The following is a 20,423-nucleotide window of genomic DNA, read 5'->3' on the forward strand; positions in this document are numbered from 1 at the left end:
GGAGGACGGGGTGCCTCACCCGAGGGCGGCGAGGAAGGCGTCGGCGACGTCCACCGCCACCTTGCTGGACTGCCCGGCCTCGACCAGCACGCAGAAGGCGATGTCCCCCTGCGGACCGCCGAGCCGGTAGCCCATGAACCAGCCGTGCGAGTCCGGCGGCGTGTTCGTGCCGAACTCCGCCGTGCCGGTCTTGCCGAAGACCTCCCCGCGGTCGGCCAGGCCGGTGGCGGTGCCCGTGAGCACCACCTCGCGCATCATCGGCCGCAGCTGGTCGAGCACCGCCTGACCAGGACCGGCCGGCGCGGTACCGGCCGGGGGCGCGCCGACCACCTCGACCGGCGCGGCGGGGGTGCCGCTGGCGATCCCGGCGGCCACCAGGGCCATCTGCGCCGGGCTCATGAGCACCTCGCCCTGGCCGATCGCGTCGGCGGCCTTTGTCGTCCCGGCGCTCGCCGACGGCACGTCGCCGCTGAAGACGTCCACCGGCAGCTGCCAGTCGGTGCCCACCCCGTAGGAGGCGGCCGCCTGGGTCAGGGCGTCATCGGGGAGCGTCAGCGCCTGCTGGATGAAGGTGGTGTTGCAGGACTCGGCGAACGCCTCGGTCATCGGCACGGTGCCCAGGTCGAACTGGTCCTCGTTCTCGAACTCCCGGCCGTCCACGACCGTGGTGCCCGGGCACGGCACCGGCGTCTGCGGGGTGACGGTGCCGGCCGAGAGCAGGGCGGTGGCGGTCATCGTCTTCATGCTCGAGCCCGGCGGGAACTGCCCGGACAGCGCGTGGGCCGGGTTCGCCGCCTCGTTCGAGCTCACCGCCAGCAGCTCCCCGGTGCCCGGCCGGACGACGACGAGGTGCGTGGCCAGCGGCTGCCCGCCCACCGCCGCGTCGGCCGCGTTCTGCAGCTCCGGCACCAGCGGCGTCTGCACCGGGGTGCCCGCCACCGGGTCGGCGCTCCCGACGACCCTGCCGGTGTCGCCGGTGGCCGCGTCGGTGCTCACCACCGCGACGCTGAAGCCCGGCGTCCCGGTCAGCTGCTCCTGGTAGGCGCGCTGCAGCCCGGACAGGCCCAGGCTGTCCCCGGCGGCGTAGCGGGGTGCACCGTCCTCCCCGGCGGTCTCCTCGATGACCTCCTGCGTCGCGTCGCCGACCCGGCCGAGCAGGGCCAGGCCGAACCGGGAGGTCGGGGCGAGCAGCCGGGTGCTGGTCGGGAACACCGCGCCGGGCAAGTCGAACACCTGGGCGCGGATCGCCTCGAAGTCCGGGCGGCGCAGGGTGATCACCGGGACGAACTGGCCCTCCGGCGCGGCCTGCACGTCGGCGGCGATCTGCTCGGCCGCGATGCCCGTCGCGGCCGACAGCCCCGCGGCCAGCGCCGGCAGGTCGGTGACCAGCGCCGGGTCGACGCCGACGTTGACGACCTCGGTCTCGGCGAACAGCGCCGCCCCCGTCGCGTCGGTGATCGGCGCGCGCTCGGCCAGGGACCGGGTCAGCGCCAGGTGCTGCCCCTCCCCCAGCTCGGGGTGCACGACCGTGGGCGCGGAGACGACCTGCCAGCCCTCGTCGCCCTCGGTGAGCGAGAGGGCGGCGTCGTAGCTCCAGTCCGGCGCGGCCGCGAGGTCCCAGGTGGCCGACCAGTCGACGGTCGCGCCGTCGTCGGTGACCGCGACGTCGCCGACGTCCGCGGTCAGCGTCGCGTCGGGCAGGTCCTCGGCGGTCTGCTGGAGGAGCGCGGTCGTGGCCGCCGGGTCGGTGGTGCGGCCGGCCGCGGCGTCGGCGTCCCCGCCGGACCAGTCCTCGAGGAATGCCTGCGCGGCCTGGCGCACCTCGTCGCTGGGGTCGGCCGAGCACCCGGCGACCAGCGGGCCGAGCAGCAGCACCGCCCCTCCGGCCACCACCGTGGCCCGCCGGACGGCGGACCCCCTCGAACCCGACCCGGAGCCCCGCTGGTTGCGCACCCGTCCACCCTCGCAGACCGGCGCCCGCGCACCGAGCACCCGGCCTCGGTGCAGGGGCCCGCGCCGAGCCGGCGAGGCGTGGGGTTCCTTGCTCAGAACAGCACCGAGGCGTAGGTGCCCACCGGCCGGAAGCCGACCCGGGCGTAGGCGGCCCGGGCGGGGCTGTTGTAGTCGTTGACGTAGAGGCTCACGACGGGGGCGATCGCCGTCCGTGCGTACTCCACGACCGCCGCCGTCCCCCGCTGCCCGATGCCCTGCCCGCGCAGGTGCGGCGCCACCCAGACGCCCTGCACCTGGCAGGCGGCGCGGGAGACCGCGCCGACGTCGGCCTTGAACAGCACCTGGCCGTCCTCGATCCAGGCCAGCGCCTGCCCGGCGCGGACCAGCTCGGCGACCCGGGCCCGGTAGCCGGCGCCGCCGTCCACGCGCAGCGGGCTGACGCCGACCTCCTCGGTGAACATGGCGATCGCGGCGGGCAGCAGCGTCTCCAGCTCGTCGGACCGCACCGGCCGCACCTGCGGCTCGGCGGGCACGGTCGGCGGCCCCTCGATGGCCAGCAGCGGCTGCCGGGCGCGCACCTCGCGCGCCGGGCCCCACGAGGGGGCCAGCAGCTCCCACAACGGAAGCACGGCCTCGGCCGGGCCGACGATCGTGGAGCACCGCCGGCCGGCCCGGCGGGCCCGCTCGGCGAAGGCCTCGGCGGCCTCCCGCCCCACGCCGGGGCGGGCGAACGGGATCAGGTTCGCCCCGGCCAGGCAGACCGCGTCGATCCGCCGTCCGACGCCGATGCCCCACAGCGGGGCGCCGAGGGTGGAGGTCGCGGTCCCGTAGGTCTCGACGCGCCCGGCCAGCATGCAGGCGGCCACCGGGTGGGTGGCCAGCAGCGACCGGACGGCGGGCTCGTCGTCCTCGTCGAGGACCCGGGCCGACAGCGAGCGGAGCACGCGGACCCCTGCGCTCAGCCGGGGGTCAGGAGACGGTGACGACCGGCGGGCCGGACGCCACGCCGTCGTCGGCGTGCGCGGCGGCGATCCGCATGGCCTCCTCGATGAGGGTCTCGACGATCTGCGACTCGGGCACGGTCTTGACCACCTCGCCCTTGACGAAGATCTGGCCCTTGCCGTTGCCCGAGGCGACGCCGAGGTCGGCCTCCCGCGCCTCCCCGGGGCCGTTGACGACGCAGCCCATGACGGCCACCCGCAGCGGGATCTCCATCCCCTCGAGGCCGGCGGTGACCTCGTCGGCGAGCTTGTACACGTCGACCTGCGCGCGCCCGCAGGACGGGCAGCTGACGATCTCCAGCCCGCGCTGGCGCAGGTTCAGCGACTCCAGGATCTGGTTGCCGACCTTGACCTCCTCCGCGGGCGGCGCGGACAGCGAGACGCGGATCGTGTCGCCGATGCCCTGGGACAGCAGCGCGCCGAAGGCCACCGCCGACTTGATGGTGCCCTGGAAGGCGGGACCGGCCTCGGTGACGCCCAGGTGCAACGGGTAGTCGCACTGCGCGGCGAGCAGCTCGTAGGCCCGCACCATGACCACCGGGTCGTTGTGCTTGACCGAGATCTTGATGTCCCGGAAGTCGTGCTCCTCGAACAGCGAGCACTCCCACAGCGCGGACTCGACCAGCGCCTCGGGGGTGGCCTTGCCGTACTTGGCCAGCAGCCGGCGGTCCAGCGAGCCGGCGTTGACGCCGATCCGGATGGGGGTGCCGGCGTCCTTGGCCGCCCGGGCGATCTCCCCGACCTTGTCGTCGAACTTCTTGATGTTGCCGGGGTTCACCCGCACCGCGGCGCAGCCGGCGTCGATGGCGGCGAAGACGTAGCGCGGCTGGAAGTGGATGTCGGCGATGACCGGGATCTGCGACTTCCTGGCGATGATCGGCAGCGCCTCGGCGTCGTCGGTGTCCGGGACGGCGACCCGCACGATCTGGCAGCCGGACGCGGTGAGCTCGGCGATCTGCTGCAGGGTCGCGTTGATGTCGGCGGTCTTGGTGGTGCACATCGACTGCACGCTGACCGGGTGGTCGCTGCCGACGCCCACCCCGCCCACGTCGAGCTGACGGGTCTTGCGCCGGGGCGCGAGGACGGGCGGCGGCGGGGCGGGCATGCCGAGGCTTACTGTCACGGGATCTCAGTCTTCCATTACTGCAGGGTGATGGGGTTGACGATGTCGGCGATCAGGAGCAGCCCGGACAGCACGACGAACGCGCCGGCGACGACGTAGGCGACCGGCATCAGCCGGGCGATGTCGAAGGGTCCGGGGTCCGGGCGGCCGCGCAGCCGGGCGACGGTGGCCCGGGCCTTCTCGTAGAGCGCGCCGGCCACGTGCCCGCCGTCGAGCGGGTAGATGGGCAGCAGGTTGAACAGGAACAGCACCAGGTTGACGCCGGCCAGCAGCTGGAAGAAGAAGCTGATCTTCTCGGTGGTGGTGAAGTTGGCGTAGGCGAAGACCTCACCGGAGAGCCGGCTCACCCCGACGACGCCGATCGGGCCGTTCGGGTCGCGCTCCTCGCCGAGGAACGTGGCGCGGAACAGCGCGGGGATGCGCTGGGGCATCTCCACGAGCTTGTCCACCGACTGGACCAGCCGGTCGCCGAGGAAGCCCGGCACCGCGCTGACCGGCTGCTGCACGTAGGTCTGCGCGGCGCTCACGCCGACGTAGCCGACGGTGTCGGTGCCGTCGGCCTCCCCGTCGTCGTCGGCGTCGACGTAGACGGTGTTGGCGATCGGCGTGACGGTCAGGTCCAGCCGCCGGGCGGTGCCGTCCCGGTCCCGCTCGACGGTCACGACGACGGGGGTGTCGATGCTGCCCCGGATGGCGCCCTGGACCTGCGTCCAGCCCTCGTCGGGCTGCTGGCTGACCGGCTCGCCGTCGATCGCCACGATCGTGTCCCCGGCGCGCAGCCCGGCCGCGGCGGCGGGCGAGGGGGGCGCGTCCTCGGGGCAGGTGGTGGCGCTCGAGGTGGCCGGCAGCACGCACTCGGGGACGGCGGCGATGGTGGTCGTCGTCCCCGGGATGCCGAAGCCCACCAGGACGACGGTGAAGAAGATGACGGCGAGCACCAGGTTGTGGAAGGGGCCGGCGAACATCACGATGACCCGCTGCCACCAGGGCTTCTTGTAGAAGACCCGGTCGCCGTCGCTGGGCAGGACGTCGTTGAGCGCCTGGCCGCGCACCTCGGCGATGAAGCTGCGCATCCGGGTGGCGCGCTTGCTCTCGTGCTCCTCCGCCGGCGGGATCATGCCGACGATCCGGATGTAGCCGCCGAGCGGGACGGCCTTGATGCCGTACTCGGTCTCGCCCCGGCGGAACGAGGCGACGGTCGGGCCGAAGCCGACCATGAACTGGGGCACCCGCATGCCGAACCTGCGGGCCCAGAAGAAGTGGCCGAACTCGTGGAAGCCGATCGAGAACAGCAGGCCGATCGCGAACGCGACGATCCCCAGGACCGTCAGGAGGAACCCGTTCAGCTCAGCCTCCGGCGATGGCGGCGCGGGCGTGCTCCCGAGCCCACCTCTCGGCGGCCAGCACGTCCTCGACGCAGGTCGGTGCGCCGAGGTCCGGCGCGGCGTCGAGGGTACGCGCGATGACCTGGACGATGGCTGGGAACGAGAGGCGTCCGGCGGCGAACGCGGCGACCGCCTCCTCGTTCGCGGCGTTGTAGAGCGCCGGGACGACGCCGCCGGCCTCACCCGCCTGCCGGGCGAGTCGGACGGCGGGGAAGACCTCGGCGTCCAGCGGCAGGAACTCCCAGGTGCTCGCGGTCGACCAGTCCAGGGCGGGCTGCACGTGCGGCAGCCGGTCCGGCCAGGCCAGCGCGAGCGCGATGGGCAGCCGCATGTCCGGCGGGCTCGCCTGGGCGATGGTCGCACCGTCGGTGAAGGTCACCATCGAGTGCACGATCGACTGCGGGTGCACGACGACGTCGATGTCGGCGTACGGGACGCCGAAGAGCAGGTGCGCCTCGATCAGCTCCAGCCCCTTGTTGACCAGGGTCGCGGAGTTGATGGTGACGACCGGGCCCATGTCCCAGGTGGGGTGGGCCAGCGCCTGCTCCCGGGTGACCCCGGCGAGCTCGGCTGCGGAGCGGCCGCGGAACGGCCCGCCGCTGGCGGTGAGCACCAGCCGGGCCACCTCCTGGCGCGCCCCGCCCCGCAGGCACTGCGCCAGCGCGGAGTGCTCGGAGTCGACCGGCACCAGCTGCCCCGGCGCCGCCGCGGCGGTGACCAGCGCGCCGCCGGCGACCAGGGACTCCTTGTTGGCCAGCGCGACCGTGCGCCCGGCGCGCAGCGCGGAGAGGGTCGTCCCCAGCCCGATGGAGCCGGTGATGCCGTTGAGGACGACGTCGGCCGGGCGGGCGGCGAGCTCCTCGGCGGCGCGCGGACCGGCGAGGATCTCCGGCAGGGCGTACCTGCCCTGCGCCCAGCCCCGCTGCTGCGCGGCGGCGTAGAAGGCCAGCTGCAGGTCCTGCGCGGCGGTCGCCCGGGCCACGGCCACGGTGCGCACGCCCAGCGACAGGGCCTGCTCGGCCAGCAGCCCGACGTCCCCGCCGCCGGCCGCCAGGCCGGTGATCCGCAGCCGGTCGGGGTTCTGCCGGACGACGTCGATCGCCTGCCGGCCGATGGACCCGGTGGACCCGAGGACGGTGACCGTCCGCGGGCTGCTCTGCGGTGAACTCACCAGGCCATCCTCGCAAGACGCGCTCCCCCGCCCGTCCGGTGCGCGCGTGGCGGGCCTGTCATCATGGCCACGGAAGCGAGCTTGCGAGCTCACCGAGACGACCAGCAGCGCCGCGAACGCGGCCGACGAGCGCCAGCGAGGAAGCCACGTGAGCGAGCACAGCGGACGGGGACAGGGCCACCAGACCAGCGCGCGGGTGGTCGAGCAGCCCATGCGCGAGGAGGGCGTCGTCCGCGCGGGCGAGACGCCGATCACCCACGAGCACCCCGAGGACTGGGGCTGGCACGGGGAGATGGGCAAGTGGGGCCGCCGCCTGGTGTGGCTCCCGATCGTGAGCCTGCTGGTGATGCTGGTCGGCAACCACGAGGGCCGGGTCGAGGACCTCTGGCTGCTCGCCCTGGCGCTGACCATGGTCGGCATCGCGCTGTGGGACGTCCGCCGGCGGAAGAACTCCTGGCGCTCCCGCTGACGGAGGACCTGCTCAGCTGACGGTGACGCCGATCGCCGTGCCGACCAGGTAGGTCGCGCCGGCGGCGACGGCCCCGAACAGCAACTGGCGCAGCGCGGCCCACCACCACGGGCGCGGGGTGAACCGGGCGGACAGCGCACCGGCGAGGGCGAGCCCGGCACCTCCGCACACCAGCGCCAGCCAGAGCACGGACATCCCGAGCAGGTACGGCAGCAGGGGCACCGCCGCGCCGGCCGCGAAGGTGACGAACGAGGACACCGCGGCCACCCGCGGCGAGGGGGTGTCCTCCGGGTTGAGCCCGATCTCCGCCACGACGTGCAGCCGCAGCGCGGTCTCCGGGTCGCGGGACAGCTGCACCGAGACCCGCTCGGCCAGCTCGTCGTCCACCCCGCGGGCCCGGAGCAGCTCGACCAGCTCGCGGCGCTCGCCCTCCGGGTTGCGCAGCAGCTCCTGGCGCTCCTTGGCGACCTCGAACTCGAGCTGCTCGTTCTGGGTGGTCACCGACGTGTACTCGCCCAGCGCCATGGAGACGGCGCCGGCGACCAGGCTGGCCATGCCGGACAGGACCACGGTCTGGGCGGACGCCCCGCCGGCCCCGACCCCGGAGACCAGCGCGGTGTTGGTCACCAGCCCGTCCATGGCACCGAAGACGGCGGCCCGCAGCCATCCGCCGGACACGTCCGCGTGCGTGTGCTCGTGCGCCTCCGCGCCGGGCAGCGCACCGGTGCTCACGTCAGGTCCGACTCCGCCCCCAGGGGCACGCTCTCCTCGATCCCCGGCACCGGGGTCGCGATGGTGGGGACGCCGTCCACCCGGTCGGCGGCGGCCAGCTGCCCGCAGGCGCCGTCGATGTCCTGGCCGCGGGTGTCGCGCACCGTCGTCGGCACGCCCGCGGCGCGCAGCCGCGCCACGAACTCGCGCTGGGCCGGCAGCGGGCTCGCGTCCCACTTGCTGCCCGGGGTGGGGTTCAGCGGGATGAGGTTCACGTGGGCCAGTCGCCTGGCCAGCAGCGTGCCGAGCAGGTCGGCGCGGAACGGCTGGTCGTTCACGTCGCGGATGAGCGCGTACTCGATCGAGTACCGGCGGCCGGTGCGGCGGCCGTAGTCGTCCGCGGCGGCGAGCACCTCGGCGACGTTCCAGCGGGTGTTGATCGGCACCAGGGTGTCGCGCAGCTCGTCGTCGGGGGCGTGCAGGCTGACCGCGAGGGTGGCGTGCAGCCCCTCCTCGGTCAGCTTCCGGATGGCCGGCACCAGGCCGACCGTGGACACCGTCACCGACCGCTGCGACAGCCCGAGGCCGTACGGCGCGGGGGTCACGAGCGCGTCGAGGGTCTTGCGGACCCGGGCGTAGTTGGCCAACGGCTCGCCCATGCCCATGAACACCACGTTGGACAGCCGGCCCGGGCCGCCGGCGATCTCCCCGTCGGCCATCGCCGCGGCCGCCGCGACGGCCTGGCCGATGATCTCGGCGGCGGAGAGGTTGCGGGTGAGGCCGCTCTGGCCGGTGGCGCAGAACGGGCAGGCCATGCCGCACCCGGCCTGGCTGGAGATGCACACGGTGGCGCGGTCCGGGTAGCGCATGAGCACGCTCTCGACGAGGGCGCCGTCGTGCAGCCGCCACAGCGTCTTGCGGGTGCGCCCGCCGTCGGCCTCCAGGTGCCGGACGGGCGTCAGCAGCCCCGGCAGCAGCGCCTCGGCGAGGTCCGCGCGCGCGGCCGCCGGCACGTCGGTCATCCGGGCCGGGTCGGTGACCCCGGCGTAGAAGTGCCGGGCCAGCTGGTCGGCGCGGAAGGCCGGGTGCCCCAGCTCGGCGACCGCGGCGCGGGCGTCCTCCCGGGTCAGGTCGGCGAGGTGGCGCGGCGGCTTGGCACGGCGGGGAGCGTCGAAGACGAGCGGCAGGGCAGTCATGGCGCCTCCATGGTCCCACCCCGCTGGCTGCGGGGCCGCCGCGCGCGGGTGAGATGGCTCCCGGCCTCAGGGCTGGACGGTCGGGATCTCCGGAGTCGTCGCCGTGGCCGTGGCCTCCGTGGAGGTGCCCGCAGGGTCGGCCGTCGTGGTGGCCTCCGGAGTCGTGCCCGTCGGAGCGGCCTCGGTCGTGGTGGCCGGGGCGCTGGTCTCGGTCGTCGTGGCCGTCGCGGTGGCCTCCGTCGCCGTCGGGACCGCCGTGGACGGGGCCTCTGCGCTGGTCGTCGCCGTCCCCGGCGCGGTCGCCGTCCGTCCGGGGACGGCGGTCTCCGGGCCGACCGGCTGGGGCGCCGCCGGATCGAGCCCGACGAGGTCCTGGTTCACGACCGGAGGCTCCCCGGCCGGCGGGGCGACGACGACGGCACCGCCGGGCACTGCCACGTCGGCCGGCGCCTGGGCGGCCGCGGACGGGCGCACCCGGGGGACGACGGACGCCCGGCCCGCCGCGCTGGTGGTGCCCTTGACCCAGACGGCTCCGGCCGAGGGCTGCGGCGTGGTCGCCACCGGGTCGATGGCCTCGGCGGCGGGAACGGGAGCCGTCGGGACGGCGGAGACGGGAGCCGTCGGGACGGCGGAGACGGGAGCCGTCGGGACGGCGGGGCTCGGCGTCCGGGCCCGCCCGGCACCCGGTGCGGTGGTGGCGGCTCCCCCGGTGTCCTGCTCGGCGGCCGCGACGGCCGGTCGCTCCGGGTCGGAGCCCCCGGCCGAGGCCAGGCCGACGCCCGCGGCGACGAGCAGCACGGCCAGCGGGACCAGGATGCGGGCGCGCCACCGGGGCGCGACGGGAGGCGTGCGGACGGCCACGACCTCCGCCTGCTCTACCCCCTCCGCCGGGGCCGGCTCTTCCGCCGTGGGCTCGTCGAGCTCAGCGGCCGGCTCGGTCGCGCGGGCCGACTCGGCGGCGAGCACCTCGGCGGCCAGGCGGAGGGCGGCACGCTCCTCCTCGGCCTGCCGGTCGGTCCGCTCGTCCTCCTCGGGACGCAGCGCCTGCAGCTCGGCGTCCAACTCCAGGGCCGCGCGCACCAGCGCCTCGCGGCCGGTCGCGTCCTCCGGTGTGCTGCCGCCGTCCTCGATGGCCGGTTCGGCCGGGGCGGGCTCCGGGGCGGTCCACTGCGGCAGCCAGACCTCGTCCCACGCCGACGCGGGATCGGCGGGCTCGCCCTCCCGGGGGGCGGGCACGATCGCCGGCTCCCGGCCGGCCGCGGCCTCGGTCGGGAGCGCGGTCGCCGCGTCGTCCGACCGAGGCCCGGGGACCCCGGTCTCCGTCGTCGTCGGAGAACCGTCCCCCCGCGCTCGTCGCGACGCCATCCGCACTCCTCCCCGGCGGTCGTCGCCGGCCGCCGAGCGCGGCCGGCGTCATCGACCGGATCCGTCCAGCGATGCTCCCGCACGGCCTGGCGCGGGCACCGCGCGACGGGCGGTCACATGTGACGACGCCGCGTCACGGAATTGGTGCGATGTCGCCAGGCACCCGGGACACGTCCGCGTGCTGCCGGACCCAGGCGTGCATGGCGATCCCCGCGGCCACCCCGGCGTTCAGCGAGCGCGTCGAGCCGAACTGCGCGATGGACACGGTGAGGTCGGCGGCCGCCCGAGCCTGCGGGGTGAGGCCGGGTCCCTCCTGGCCGAACAGCAGGACGCACTGCCGGGGCAGCCCGGCGGTCTCCAGCGCGACCGCGCCGGGACCGTTGTCGACCGCCACGACCGTCAGACCGGCCGCGCGGGCGAACGCGGCCAGCCCGGCCACGTCGGGGTGGTGGCGCAGGTGCTGGTAGCGGTCGGTGACCATCGCGCCGCGGCGGTTCCACCGACGGCGGCCGACGACGTGCACCTCCGCGGCGAGGAACGCGTTCGCCGTCCGCACCACCGTCCCGATGTTCAGGTCGTGCCCGAAGTTCTCGATGGCGACGTGGAAGGGGTGCCGGCGCTGGTCCAGGTCGGCGACGATCGCCTCGAGGGTCCAGTAGCGGTACCGGTCGGCGACGTTGCGCCGGTCGCCCTCGGCCAGCAGCACGGGGTCGTAGCGGTCGTCGTCGGGCCAGGGGCCCGCCCACGGGCCGACGCCGACCGACGTGCCCCACTCGGTCGGGCCGGGTACGGAGTCCTCGCTCATCGCCGGGCATGCTGCCACCTGGGTCCGGGACGACGGACCGCGGACGCCGGGAGGACGCACGTGCCCGCTGACCTGCTGGTGCACCTGATCACGCCGGGCGACTGGCGGGCGGCGCTGTCCGCGGGGGCGGTCCGCCCGCCGTCGCTGGTCACCGAGGGCTTCGTGCACCTGTCGGCGCCGGGCCAGGTCCACCTGCCCGCGGCCCGGCTCTTCCCGGGGCGGCGGGACGTCGTCCTGCTGGTGGTCGATCCGCGGCGGCTGACCGCACCGGTGCGCTGGGAGCCCGGCGACCCCGGCGACCCGGGGAGCATGCGGTTCCCGCACCTGTACGGCGAGCTGCCCACTTCCGCCGTGGTCGCGGTGGTGCCGTGGCGGGCGGGAGTTCCGCTGGAGCTGCCCGACCCGGGGGACGCCGACGCGCGGGCCAGGGCGCTGATGGTCTCGCTGCCGGTCCGCCGGGCGCCGCAGGTGCAGGACCTGCCCGGCGGCTTCGCCGTGGCCGATCCCGCCTTCCCGCACTCGCGGGACGACAACCGGGTCCTGCTCACCGCCCTGGCCGACGCCGGCGCGGTCGAGGCGGTGACGTCGGACGTGGCGGCCCGGGCCGGCTGGCCGGCGGCCGCGGCCACCCTGCTGCACCCCGGCTCCGCACCGGTCGCCGCCGAGCTGGAGCAACGGGGCTGGGAGGTCTCCCCCACGGTCGTGATGGCCCGCTGGGCGCCCTTCCCCGAAGGTCCGCCGCCACGGGTCGAGGCCGTGCCGCAGGAGGCGGTGCACGGGCTGTGGGACGCGCAGTGGCGCCGGGAGCTGACCGAGCTGGGCGCCGAACTGGACGAGGTGGTCGCCCAGCTGGTGGGCCGGGAGCACCGCACCGACCGGGTCGTCGCGGTCACCGACCTCGCCGTCCAGGAAGGTGGCCGGGTGGTCGCCACCGCCCAGCTCCGGATCGACGGCGCGACGGCCTGGATCGAGTCGGTCGTGACGGACCCGGCGGCCCGCCGGCAGGGCCATGGGGACGCGCTGGTGGCGGCTGCGCTGGGCCGGGCGGCGGCGGCCGGGTGCGACCTGGTGCTGCTGGAGGCCGCGGTCCTGGACTGGCCGCGGGAGTGGTACGCGCGCCGGGGGTTCTCGGTGGTGGCCCAGACCTGGGAGGCGGTCAGCCTGCGTTGACTGCTCCTCGGCCCCGTTCCGGGTCCCGCGCTGAGCTCGCGAAGCGCGGGGAGAACGGGGTCGTTCTACACCGGCGCGACGACCGAGAGGATGAGCCAGGCGACCGCCGCGGAGGGCAGCAGCGAGTCCATCCGGTCCATCAGCCCGCCATGCCCGGGCAGCAGGTTGCCCATGTCCTTGATGCCCAGGTCGCGCTTGATCAGCGACTCACCCAAGTCACCGAGGGTGGCGGTGAGCGCGATGGCCACCCCGAAGAGCACCCCGCCCCACCAGGGGCCGTGGAAGGTCAGGATCATCAGCAGGACCCCGACGAGCACGCACGCGGCCACCGAGCCGGCGAGGCCCTCCCACGACTTCTTGGGGCTGACCGACGGCGCCAGCGGGCGCTTGCCGAACCGCACGCCCGCGGCGAACCCGCCGACGTCGCTGCAGACCACCGTGACGATGAACGCGAGCACCCGGGCCACGCCGTCGTCGGGCACGAGGAGCAGGGCGGCGAAACCGGCGAGCAGGGGGACGTACAGGGCGACGAGCACGGCGGCCGAGGCGTCCCGGAGGTAGCCGACCGGGCCGTCCGCCAGCCGCCAGACCAGGACGGCGACGACGGTCAGCAGGAAGCCGACCACCAGCCCGGAGGCACCGCGGGTCCAGGCGAGCGCCAGCATCAGGACCGCGCCGACCAGGACCGGGGTCAGCGGGGACTGCTGCCCGCCGGCCCGCAGGGCCCGGCTCAGCTCGACGATGCTGATCACCACGGCCGCGACGAGCACCAGCAGGAACGACGGGCGCCACACCAGCAGCGTCGCCAGGACGACGCCGCCGAGGCCGGCCCCGACGCTGACCGCGGCCGCCATGTCGCGGCCGGCCCGGCCGGGGGCGCGGGGCGGCTGGTCCACCGGCTCGGCGGCGACGTCCGCCGCGGGCCGCGCCGGCTCGCCGGCGGCGTCCGCCGCGGGCGGCGCCGGCCGGGGCGCCGGTGTCGGTCGCGCGGCTCCGCGGGCAGCGGGCGGCGGGACCGGGGGACGCCCGCTCCGGCGCTCCGGCGCGGCCTCCGGCAGCCCCACCGTCGAGGGACCGCTGACCGCCGCCGGGGCGTCACCGGTCCGCGGCTCGGCCAGGCCGGACCGGCCGCGGGCAGGCTCGCGCCCCGAGCCGACGTGCTCGGGGCGGTCGTGGCGGCGGATCACGGCGGCGTCCGGGGACCGGGTCAGACGTCGAGCAGTTCGGCTTCCTTGTTCTTCATCGCCTCGTCGATGCTGGCGACATGGGTGGCGGTCAGGTCGTCGAGCTCCTTCTCCGCCCGCCGGACGTCGTCCTCACCGGCCTCGCCGTCCTTGGCGATGCGGTCCAGCTCCTCCTTGGCCCGCCGGCGGACGTTGCGGATGGCGACCTTCGCCTCCTCGCCCTTGTGCCGGGCCACCTTCACCAGGTCGCGGCGGCGCTCCTCGGTCAGCTGCGGGAAGATCACGCGGATCAGCGAGCCGTCGTTGGTGGGGTTCACGCCCAGGTCGGAGTCGCGGATGGACCTCTCGATGGCGTTCAGCTGGCTGGCGTCGTAGGGCTTGATGACGGCCATCCGCGCCTCGGGGACGCTGATCGAGGCCATCTGCGGCACCGGCGTGGGCGACCCGTAGTAGTCCACGATGATCTTGTTGAACATCGAGGGGGCGGCGCGGCCGGTACGGACGGAACCGAGGTCCTCGCGGGCGACCGACAGGGCCTTGTCCATCCGCTCCTCGGCGTCGAGCAGGGTGTCGTCGATCACGGGTTCACTCCTCCTGCGGCGGCTGCCGCCGTACTGGCCGGGATGGGTTGCTGCGTGGGTGTGGGCGACGTCCGGCGACCGTCGTCCGTACCCGGTCGCCGCCGGGTCAGACCGGCTGACTGATCAGCGTGCCGATCTTCTCACCTGCGACCGCACGAGCGATGTTGCCGTCCTTCAGCAGGTTGAACACGACGATCGGCATGCTGTTGTCCATGCACAGGCTGATCGCCGTCGCGTCGGCGACCTTGAGCTGCTTGGCCAGGACCGTGCCGTAGTCCAGGTCGTCGTACATGGTGGCGGACGGGTTGGTCCGCGGGTCGTCGTCGTAGACGCCGTCGACGCCGTTCTTGGCCATGAGCAGCACCTGGCAGCCGATCTCCAGCGCGCGCTGCGCGGCGACGGTGTCGGTGGAGAAGTAGGGCATCCCCGCCCCGGCGCCGAAGATGACCAGCCGGCCCTTCTCCATGTGCCGGACGGCCTTGCGCGGGATGTAGGGCTCGGCGACCTGCCCCATGGTGATCGCCGTCTGCACCCGGGTCTCCAGGCCGACCTGCTCGCAGAACGCCTGCAGGGCGAGGGAGTTCATGACCGTGCCGAGCATGCCCATGTAGTCGGCGTGCCGGCGGTCCATGCCGGCCTCGGCGAGCTCGGCGCCCCGGAAGAAGTTGCCACCGCCCACGACCACGGCCACCTGGGTGCCGCCGTGCACGACCTCGGCGAGCTGCTCGGCGATGTTGTGCACGATGCCGCCGTCGACGCCGACGCTGCCGCCGCCGAACGCCTCACCGGAGAGCTTGAGCAGCACCCGCCGGTAGCCGCTGCCGTCGGCGGGGGCGGAGGCGGCGGGCGCGAACAGCAGGCCCTCCGGGTTGCTGGCAGCCGTCGTGTCGGTCACGTTCGTCCCTCGGGTCGGTGTCGTCTGGATCGGATCCTGCCGCATCGGCGGCGCGGGGTCCTCCGCACCGTCCGGACAGCAGAAGGACCCCGCTGCCCCCCACGCCTCGCAAGCTCGGCGCGGGCCCCTGCAGCGGGGCCGATCTACTGCTCGTGCTTAGGCCTGGCCGACCTCGAACCGGACGAACCGCTCGACGGTCAGTCCGGCGTCGCCGGCGACCTGCTTCACGGTGCGCTTGGGCTCGGTGATGGAGGGCTGCTCCAGCAGGACGAAGTCCTTGTAGTAGGCGTTGACCCGACCCTCGACGATCTTGCTGATCGCCTGCTCGGGCTTGCCCTCCTCCTTCGCCGTCTGCTCGGCGACCCGGCGCTCGGTCTCCACCGCCTCGGCGGGGACCTCCTCGCGGGTCAGGTAGCGCGGACGGGCGGCGGCGATGTGCATCGCCAGGGAGCGCGCCGCCTCCTCGTTGCCACCGGAGTACTGCACCGCGACACCGATGGCCGGGGGCAGGTCGGTGGCGCGCTTGTGCAGGTAGACGGCGGTGGTGCCCTCGAAGACGGCGAACCGGGAGAGGACCAGCTTCTCGCCGATGCGGACCGACTCGGCCTCGATCAGCTTCTCGACGGTCTGGCCGTCGACCTCGGTGGCCAGCAGGCCCGCGACGTCGGCCGGCTTCTCGGTGATCGCGAGGTCGAGGAGCTTCTCGGCCAGCGCGACGAAGTCGGCGTTCTTGGCGACGAAGTCGGTCTCGCAGTCGAGCTCGAGCAGCGCGCCGCCCTTGCTGACGACGACGCCGTTGGTCGTCGAGCGCTCGAGGCGCTTGCCGACGTCCTTGGCGCCCTTGATCCGCAGGAACTCGACGGCCTTGTCGTACTCGCCGTCGGCCTCGGTCAGGGCCTTCTTGGCGTCCATCATGCCGGCGCCGGTGGCGTCGCGGAGGCGCTTGACGTCGGCTGCGGTGAAGGCGGGCATGTCACTTCCTTCTGGAGTGGTGTGCTGGGTGCGGACGTGCGGCGGCGCCGCTCCCCGCCCACTGGGGGCCGTGGGGAGCGGCGCCGGCGCTTCAGCCGTTCTGGGCGCCCTGGGTGCCGGTCTCGGTGCTGCCGGTGGCGGGCACGCCCTCGACCGGGGCGACCTCCTCGGCGGTGACGGCCGGCGGCGCGGCCGGGGTCTCCGGCAGCTCGGTGGCCGGGGCGTCGCCGGTCTGGCCGGTGAGGAGCTCGCGCTCCCAGTCGGCCAGCGGCTCGCCGCCGCCGACGGCCGGGGTCTCGGCGCCGTCTTCGGTGCGACCGGCGTTGGCCTGCGCGGCCGAGCGGGCCATGAGGCCGTCGGCGACCGCGTCGGCGATGACGCGGGTCAGCAGGGCGGTGCTGCGGATGGCGTCGTCGTTGCCGGGGATCTTGTAGTCGACCTCGTCGGGGTCGCAGTTGGTGTCGAGGATCGCCACGACGGGGATGCCCAGCTTGCGGGCCTCACCGACGGCGATGTGCTCCTTCTTGGTGTCCACGATCCAGACGGCGCTGGGCACCTTCTTCATGTCGCGGATGCCGCCGAGGGAGCGCTCGAGCTTGGCCTTCTCGCGGGAGAGGACCAGCTGCTCCTTCTTCGACAGGCTGACCAGGGCGCCGGTCTGCTCGAGGTCCTCGAGCTCGCGGAGGCGCTCCAGCCGCTTGAAGACGGTCTGGAAGTTGGTCAGCATGCCGCCCAGCCAGCGCTGGTTCACGTAGGGCATGCCGACGCGGGTCGCCTGCTCGGCGATGACCTCCTGCGCCTGGCGCTTGGTGCCGATGAACATGATCGAACCGCCGTGGGCGACGGTCTGCTTCACGAACTCGTAGGCCTGGTCGATGTAACCCAGCGTCTGCTGGATGTCGATGATGTAGATGCCGTTGCGCTCGGTGAAGATGAACCGCTTCATCTTCGGGTTCCAGCGCCGGGTCTGGTGCCCGAAGTGGACCCCGCTGTCGAGCAGGTTCTTCATGCTGACGACTGCCACGTGGCGCCGCCTTCCTTCTCGTGCGCGGGCGACCGGTGGCCGGGACCGCGCTGCTCGGTTGTCGCACACGCCCCGGTGGGGCGCTGCCCTGGTGTCCGGCCGCGCCACCGAACCCGCCGGAGAGGTCGGGACCGAGGTGGCGACTGCCCCGCTGCAGCAGCGAGAAGAGGACACGCGAAGTCGGTCCACCAGAGGCGGACCGCGTCGACGAGCATACGCGCTCCCCCGAACGGCCCGGACCGGCCGTCCCCAGGGGCGGCTGCGGTCCACAACCGGCCGTCCCGGGCCCCGGCGGGACTCCCAACGGGGCACGATTCCCCGGGTGACCGCCCGCCGCCTGCTCGCCGTGCTCGGAGCCGTCGTCGCGGTCCTGGCGGGTCCCGCCACCGCTGCCGCCGCGCCCCCGCCGGCTCCCTCCGGCACGTGGTCCTGGCCGCTGGCCGGGCCACCGGTCGTGACGCGCTGGTTCGAGCCCCCGCCCGGTCCCTACGCGGCCGGGCACCGCGGCGTGGACCTGGCCGGTGCCGACGGCGCCCCGGTGCTCAGCGCGGCGGACGGCGTGGTGGCCTTCGCCGGGATGGTCGCGGGGCGGCCGGTGGTGAGCGTCGACCACCCCGGCGGCCTGCGGACGACGTACGAGCCGGTGCGGGCAGGGGTCGCGGCGGGCCGGGCGGTGACCCGCGGCGCGCCGCTGGGGGTGCTGCTGCCCGGGCACGCCGGCTGCCCGGCCGCCGCCTGCCTGCACTGGGGGCTGCGCCGCGCGGGCACCTACCTGGACCCGCTCTCCCGGCTCTCCCCACCACGGGTGCGGCTGCTGCCGTGGGGCGACGGCCGGCGGGTGGAGGCACGGGCGAGGCAGCAACGCCGAGGGCCGGCGTCGCCCCCGGTGGGGAGCGACGCCGGCCCTCGGCGTACCGCGCGGCTCAGTGGCTGCGCGGGGCGAGACGGATCAGCGGTCGGCGTGCACCGGCTGGCTGCGGTCGAGGGTGCGGTGGTCGTCACCCTCGACCTCCTTGGCGAACAGGGCTGAGCCCGCTGCCCACAGGAGGCCGCCGAGGAGGCCGATCCACGCACCAATCTCGGTGTTCAGGTCCGCCCCGCGCTCGAAGGCGCCCGGGGCGTCGAAGACGTAGCCGAGGGACAGCAGGACGGCGGCGAAGCCGACGGCCATGGTCGTCAGGGTCAGGCCGCGGTGCTGGTTGCGGCGGGCGCGCTGCAGTGCGTAGAGGAGCGCGGCCGCCAGGCCCACGCCGAGGAACGCGGTGAACGCGATGACGGTGTCGGCCTCGTAGCCGCTCGCCGAGGTCGCCTGGTCACCGGTGGTCGACACCCAGTCGAGGAACGTGGCGATGAAGAAGAGGGCGATGCCGGCGATGGCGACGTAGGCGCCCGTCGGCTTCGCGCGGTCGTCGTGGTGCAGCGCGTCAGCGCCGGAAGAAGGTCGTGCATTTGCTGCCATGGGCCGACACTGCCCACAGGGCGCCCACAGAGAAACAAGATGTGACGAACACGACACCCGAACCTGCAGGCGGCACGGCACATGTGGCCATCCGGCCGTCACTTGGTGCCGACGACGCGGTCAGGCCATGTCGACGAGCTTGGTGCGCAGGTGCAGGACCGCCTTGGTGTGCAGCTGGCAGATCCGGCTCTCCGTCACGCCGAGGACCCGGCCGATGTCGGCCAGGGTGAGCCCCTCGAAGTAGTAGAGGCTGACCACGACCTTCTCCCGGTCGGGCAGCTGCTCCACGGCGCGGGCCAGCAGCTGCCGGGCCTCCCCGTGCTCGGCCATCGCCTGCGGGTCGAGGGCACTGGAGTCCTGCAGGGTGTCGACCAGGCGGGGCGCCGAGCCGTCGTCGTCGACCAGCAGCTCGTCGAGGGCGACGACGTTGACCAGGGACAGCTGGCCGAGGAACTTGCGCACCTCCTCGACGTCCAGGTCCATCGCCGCGGCGATCTCCTCGTCGGTCGGGCTGCGCCGCAGCTGGCTCTCCAGCGCGGCGACCGTGCGCTCGAACTGCCGGGCCTTCATGCGCACCGAGCGCGGGATCCAGTCCGTCGAGCGCAGCTCGTCGATGATCGCGCCGCGGATCCGGGCCATCGCGTAGCTCTCGAACTTGATCTCCCGGGACGGCTCGAACCGGGTGATCGCGTCGATGAGGCCGAACGTGCCGTAGGAGACCAGGTCGGCCTGCTCGACGTGCGCCGGCAGGCCGCTCCCGACCCGGCCGGCGACGTACTTGACCAGCGGCGCGTAGTGCAGGATCAGCCGGTCGCGCAGCGCGCTGTCCCGGTCGACGACGTAGCGCGCCCACAGGTCGGCCACCGCCGCGTCCGTGCCCTCACTGCCACCGACGTGCACTGTCGCCTCAGACACCGGACTCCCCTCCGTGCGGTCCCCGACCGCGGCATCGCCCCGTTCCCGGGACACCTTCTCAGGCCCGCGGGTGCGCCCGCGCGTGCACCGCACGGAGCCGCTCCACCGTCACATGCGTGTAGACCTGCGTGGTGGCGAGGCTAGCGTGCCCCAGCAGCTCCTGGACGGAGCGCAGGTCGGCGCCGCCCTCCAGCACGTGGGTGGCCGCGGAGTGCCGCAGCCCGTGCGGGCCGATGTCCGGTGTCCCCGGTGCCGCCGCCACCGCTGCGTGCACCACCCGGCGCGCCTCGCGGGCGTCCAGCCGCCCACCGCGCGCGCCGAGCAGCAGCGCCGGGCCGCTGCCCTCGGTGGCCAGCACCGGCCGCCCGCGGGTCAGCCAGGCGTCGACGGCGGCGGCCGCCGGCGCGCCGAAGGGGACGCTGCGCTCCTTGCGTCCCTTGCCGAGCACCCGCAGCAGCCGGCGCCCGCGGTCGACGTCGTCGACGTCCAGACCGACGAGCTCGCCGACCCGCACGCCGCTGGCGTAGAGCAGCTCGAGCACCAGGGCGTTGCGCAGCCGCAGCGCGGCCTCCTCCGGGGACTCGTCCTCGGCGGGAGCGCCGCCGGCCTGCTCCATCACGGCCCGGGCCTGCTCGGTCCCGAGCACGTCGGGGAGGGTGCGGTGGGCCCGGGGGCTGGCCAGGCGGAGCCCGACGTCCTCGGCGGTCTGGCCGGTGCGGCGCAGGTGGGCGGTGAATGACCGGGCCGAGGCCGCTCGCCGCGCCGTGGTGGCGCGGCCGTCGCCCCGGGTCCGGCCCGCGGCCAGCCAGCTGCGCAGGGTCGCGAGGTCGAGGTCGGCGACGGTGGTCCCGCTGCGCCGCACCAGGTGGTCCAGCAGCGAGACGACGTCACCGAGGTACCCGCGCACCGTGTGGTCGGACAGGTCGCGCTCCAGCCGCAGGTGCTCCTCCCAGCCGTCCAGCGACTCGGCGAGGGCGGGGGGCAGCGCGGCGCGCATCTGTGCGGTCCCGGCGGCCATGTCCCGAGCCTGCGGGGGCTCCCGCA

20 protein-coding genes are annotated in these 20,423 nt (G+C 74.8%); 3 read left to right on the forward strand and 17 right to left on the reverse strand.

Going from position 1 to position 20,423, the window contains the following annotated elements:
• Positions 1-15: 15 nt before the first annotated feature.
• The 5 genes from HK417_RS19145 to dxr form a co-directional block, all read right to left on the reverse strand.
• The gene (locus HK417_RS19145) at positions 16-1,953 is read right to left on the reverse strand and encodes a penicillin-binding transpeptidase domain-containing protein (RefSeq protein WP_308123709.1); all 1,938 of its coding nucleotides are present in this window, start codon (positions 1,951-1,953) and stop codon (positions 16-18) included.
• Between the two features lie 92 nt (positions 1,954-2,045).
• Positions 2,046-2,897 (reverse strand): GNAT family N-acetyltransferase, encoded by an 852-nt coding sequence (locus HK417_RS19150; protein WP_222269635.1) that lies wholly within the window; start codon positions 2,895-2,897, stop codon positions 2,046-2,048.
• Positions 2,898-2,922: 25 nt separating this feature from the next.
• Positions 2,923-4,059 (reverse strand): flavodoxin-dependent (E)-4-hydroxy-3-methylbut-2-enyl-diphosphate synthase, encoded by a 1,137-nt coding sequence (gene ispG / locus HK417_RS19155; RefSeq protein ID WP_261327309.1) that lies wholly within the window; start codon positions 4,057-4,059, stop codon positions 2,923-2,925.
• A 35-nt stretch (positions 4,060-4,094) separates the two neighbouring features.
• Positions 4,095-5,423: a M50 family metallopeptidase gene (locus tag HK417_RS19160; protein WP_261327326.1), complete on the reverse strand. Its 1,329-nt coding sequence runs from the start codon at positions 5,421-5,423 to the stop codon at positions 4,095-4,097.
• Position 5,424: 1 nt separating this feature from the next.
• Complete coding sequence (gene dxr / locus HK417_RS19165; RefSeq protein WP_222269639.1) at positions 5,425-6,633, reverse strand: 1-deoxy-D-xylulose-5-phosphate reductoisomerase; 1,209 nt, start codon at positions 6,631-6,633, stop codon at positions 5,425-5,427.
• A gap of 148 nt (positions 6,634-6,781) precedes the next feature.
• Between dxr and HK417_RS19170 the strand changes: the two genes are divergently transcribed.
• Positions 6,782-7,102, forward strand: a complete 321-nt coding sequence (locus HK417_RS19170) for a DUF2631 domain-containing protein (protein WP_308123710.1) — start codon at positions 6,782-6,784, stop codon at positions 7,100-7,102.
• Between the two features lie 12 nt (positions 7,103-7,114).
• Here HK417_RS19170 and HK417_RS19175 read toward each other — a convergent pair whose 3' ends face one another.
• From HK417_RS19175 to HK417_RS19190, 4 genes are all read right to left on the reverse strand, one after another.
• Complete coding sequence (locus tag HK417_RS19175) at positions 7,115-7,834, reverse strand: VIT1/CCC1 transporter family protein (protein WP_222269641.1); 720 nt, start codon at positions 7,832-7,834, stop codon at positions 7,115-7,117.
• Entirely contained in the window at positions 7,831-9,009 is a 1,179-nt protein-coding gene (rlmN, locus tag HK417_RS19180) for a 23S rRNA (adenine(2503)-C(2))-methyltransferase RlmN (protein WP_222269643.1), read from the reverse strand. Before rlmN ends, HK417_RS19175 begins: the two co-directional genes overlap by 4 nt.
• A 66-nt stretch (positions 9,010-9,075) precedes the next feature.
• Entirely contained in the window at positions 9,076-10,374 is a 1,299-nt protein-coding gene (locus tag HK417_RS19185; RefSeq protein WP_222269645.1) for a hypothetical protein, read from the reverse strand.
• 133 nt (positions 10,375-10,507) lie between these two features.
• The gene (locus tag HK417_RS19190) at positions 10,508-11,179 is read right to left on the reverse strand and encodes a TrmH family RNA methyltransferase (RefSeq protein WP_222269647.1); all 672 of its coding nucleotides are present in this window, start codon (positions 11,177-11,179) and stop codon (positions 10,508-10,510) included.
• A 60-nt stretch (positions 11,180-11,239) separates the two neighbouring features.
• Here HK417_RS19190 and HK417_RS19195 point away from each other — a divergent pair, with 60 nt between their 5' ends.
• Positions 11,240-12,349: a GNAT family N-acetyltransferase gene (locus tag HK417_RS19195; protein ID WP_222269649.1), complete on the forward strand. Its 1,110-nt coding sequence runs from the start codon at positions 11,240-11,242 to the stop codon at positions 12,347-12,349.
• 65 nt (positions 12,350-12,414) lie between these two features.
• Here HK417_RS19195 and HK417_RS19200 read toward each other — a convergent pair whose 3' ends face one another.
• From HK417_RS19200 to rpsB, 5 genes are all read right to left on the reverse strand, one after another.
• Complete coding sequence (locus HK417_RS19200) at positions 12,415-13,536, reverse strand: phosphatidate cytidylyltransferase (protein ID WP_222269651.1); 1,122 nt, start codon at positions 13,534-13,536, stop codon at positions 12,415-12,417.
• Positions 13,537-13,556: 20 nt separating this feature from the next.
• Positions 13,557-14,114 (reverse strand): ribosome recycling factor, encoded by a 558-nt coding sequence (frr, locus tag HK417_RS19205; RefSeq protein WP_222269653.1) that lies wholly within the window; start codon positions 14,112-14,114, stop codon positions 13,557-13,559.
• 106 nt (positions 14,115-14,220) lie between these two features.
• The gene (gene pyrH, locus HK417_RS19210; RefSeq protein WP_439957934.1) at positions 14,221-15,009 is read right to left on the reverse strand and encodes a UMP kinase; all 789 of its coding nucleotides are present in this window, start codon (positions 15,007-15,009) and stop codon (positions 14,221-14,223) included.
• A 156-nt stretch (positions 15,010-15,165) separates the two neighbouring features.
• Positions 15,166-15,981, reverse strand: a complete 816-nt coding sequence (gene tsf / locus HK417_RS19215; RefSeq protein WP_222269655.1) for a translation elongation factor Ts — start codon at positions 15,979-15,981, stop codon at positions 15,166-15,168.
• A gap of 91 nt (positions 15,982-16,072) precedes the next feature.
• The gene (rpsB, locus tag HK417_RS19220; protein WP_222269657.1) at positions 16,073-17,005 is read right to left on the reverse strand and encodes a 30S ribosomal protein S2; all 933 of its coding nucleotides are present in this window, start codon (positions 17,003-17,005) and stop codon (positions 16,073-16,075) included.
• Positions 17,006-17,327: 322 nt separating this feature from the next.
• Here rpsB and HK417_RS19225 point away from each other — a divergent pair, with 322 nt between their 5' ends.
• Positions 17,328-18,035, forward strand: a complete 708-nt coding sequence (locus HK417_RS19225; RefSeq protein WP_222269659.1) for a murein hydrolase activator EnvC family protein — start codon at positions 17,328-17,330, stop codon at positions 18,033-18,035.
• On the opposite strand, the gene HK417_RS19230 is transcribed toward HK417_RS19225, so the two are convergent.
• The 3 genes from HK417_RS19230 to HK417_RS19240 all read right to left on the reverse strand — a co-directional run bounded on the left by HK417_RS19230 (position 17,955) and on the right by HK417_RS19240 (position 20,397).
• Positions 17,955-18,464: a hypothetical protein gene (locus tag HK417_RS19230; protein WP_222269661.1), complete on the reverse strand. Its 510-nt coding sequence runs from the start codon at positions 18,462-18,464 to the stop codon at positions 17,955-17,957. The genes HK417_RS19225 and HK417_RS19230 overlap by 81 nt on opposite strands.
• 120 nt (positions 18,465-18,584) lie before the next feature.
• Positions 18,585-19,379 (reverse strand): RNA polymerase sigma factor WhiG, encoded by a 795-nt coding sequence (whiG, locus tag HK417_RS19235; RefSeq protein ID WP_222269663.1) that lies wholly within the window; start codon positions 19,377-19,379, stop codon positions 18,585-18,587.
• Between the two features lie 58 nt (positions 19,380-19,437).
• Complete coding sequence (locus HK417_RS19240) at positions 19,438-20,397, reverse strand: tyrosine recombinase XerC (protein WP_222269665.1); 960 nt, start codon at positions 20,395-20,397, stop codon at positions 19,438-19,440.
• Between the last annotated feature and the right edge of the window lie 26 nt (positions 20,398-20,423).

It is taken from the genome of Modestobacter marinus, from assembly GCF_019799945.1.
GTDB lineage: Bacteria > Actinomycetota > Actinomycetes > Mycobacteriales > Geodermatophilaceae > Modestobacter > Modestobacter marinus_B.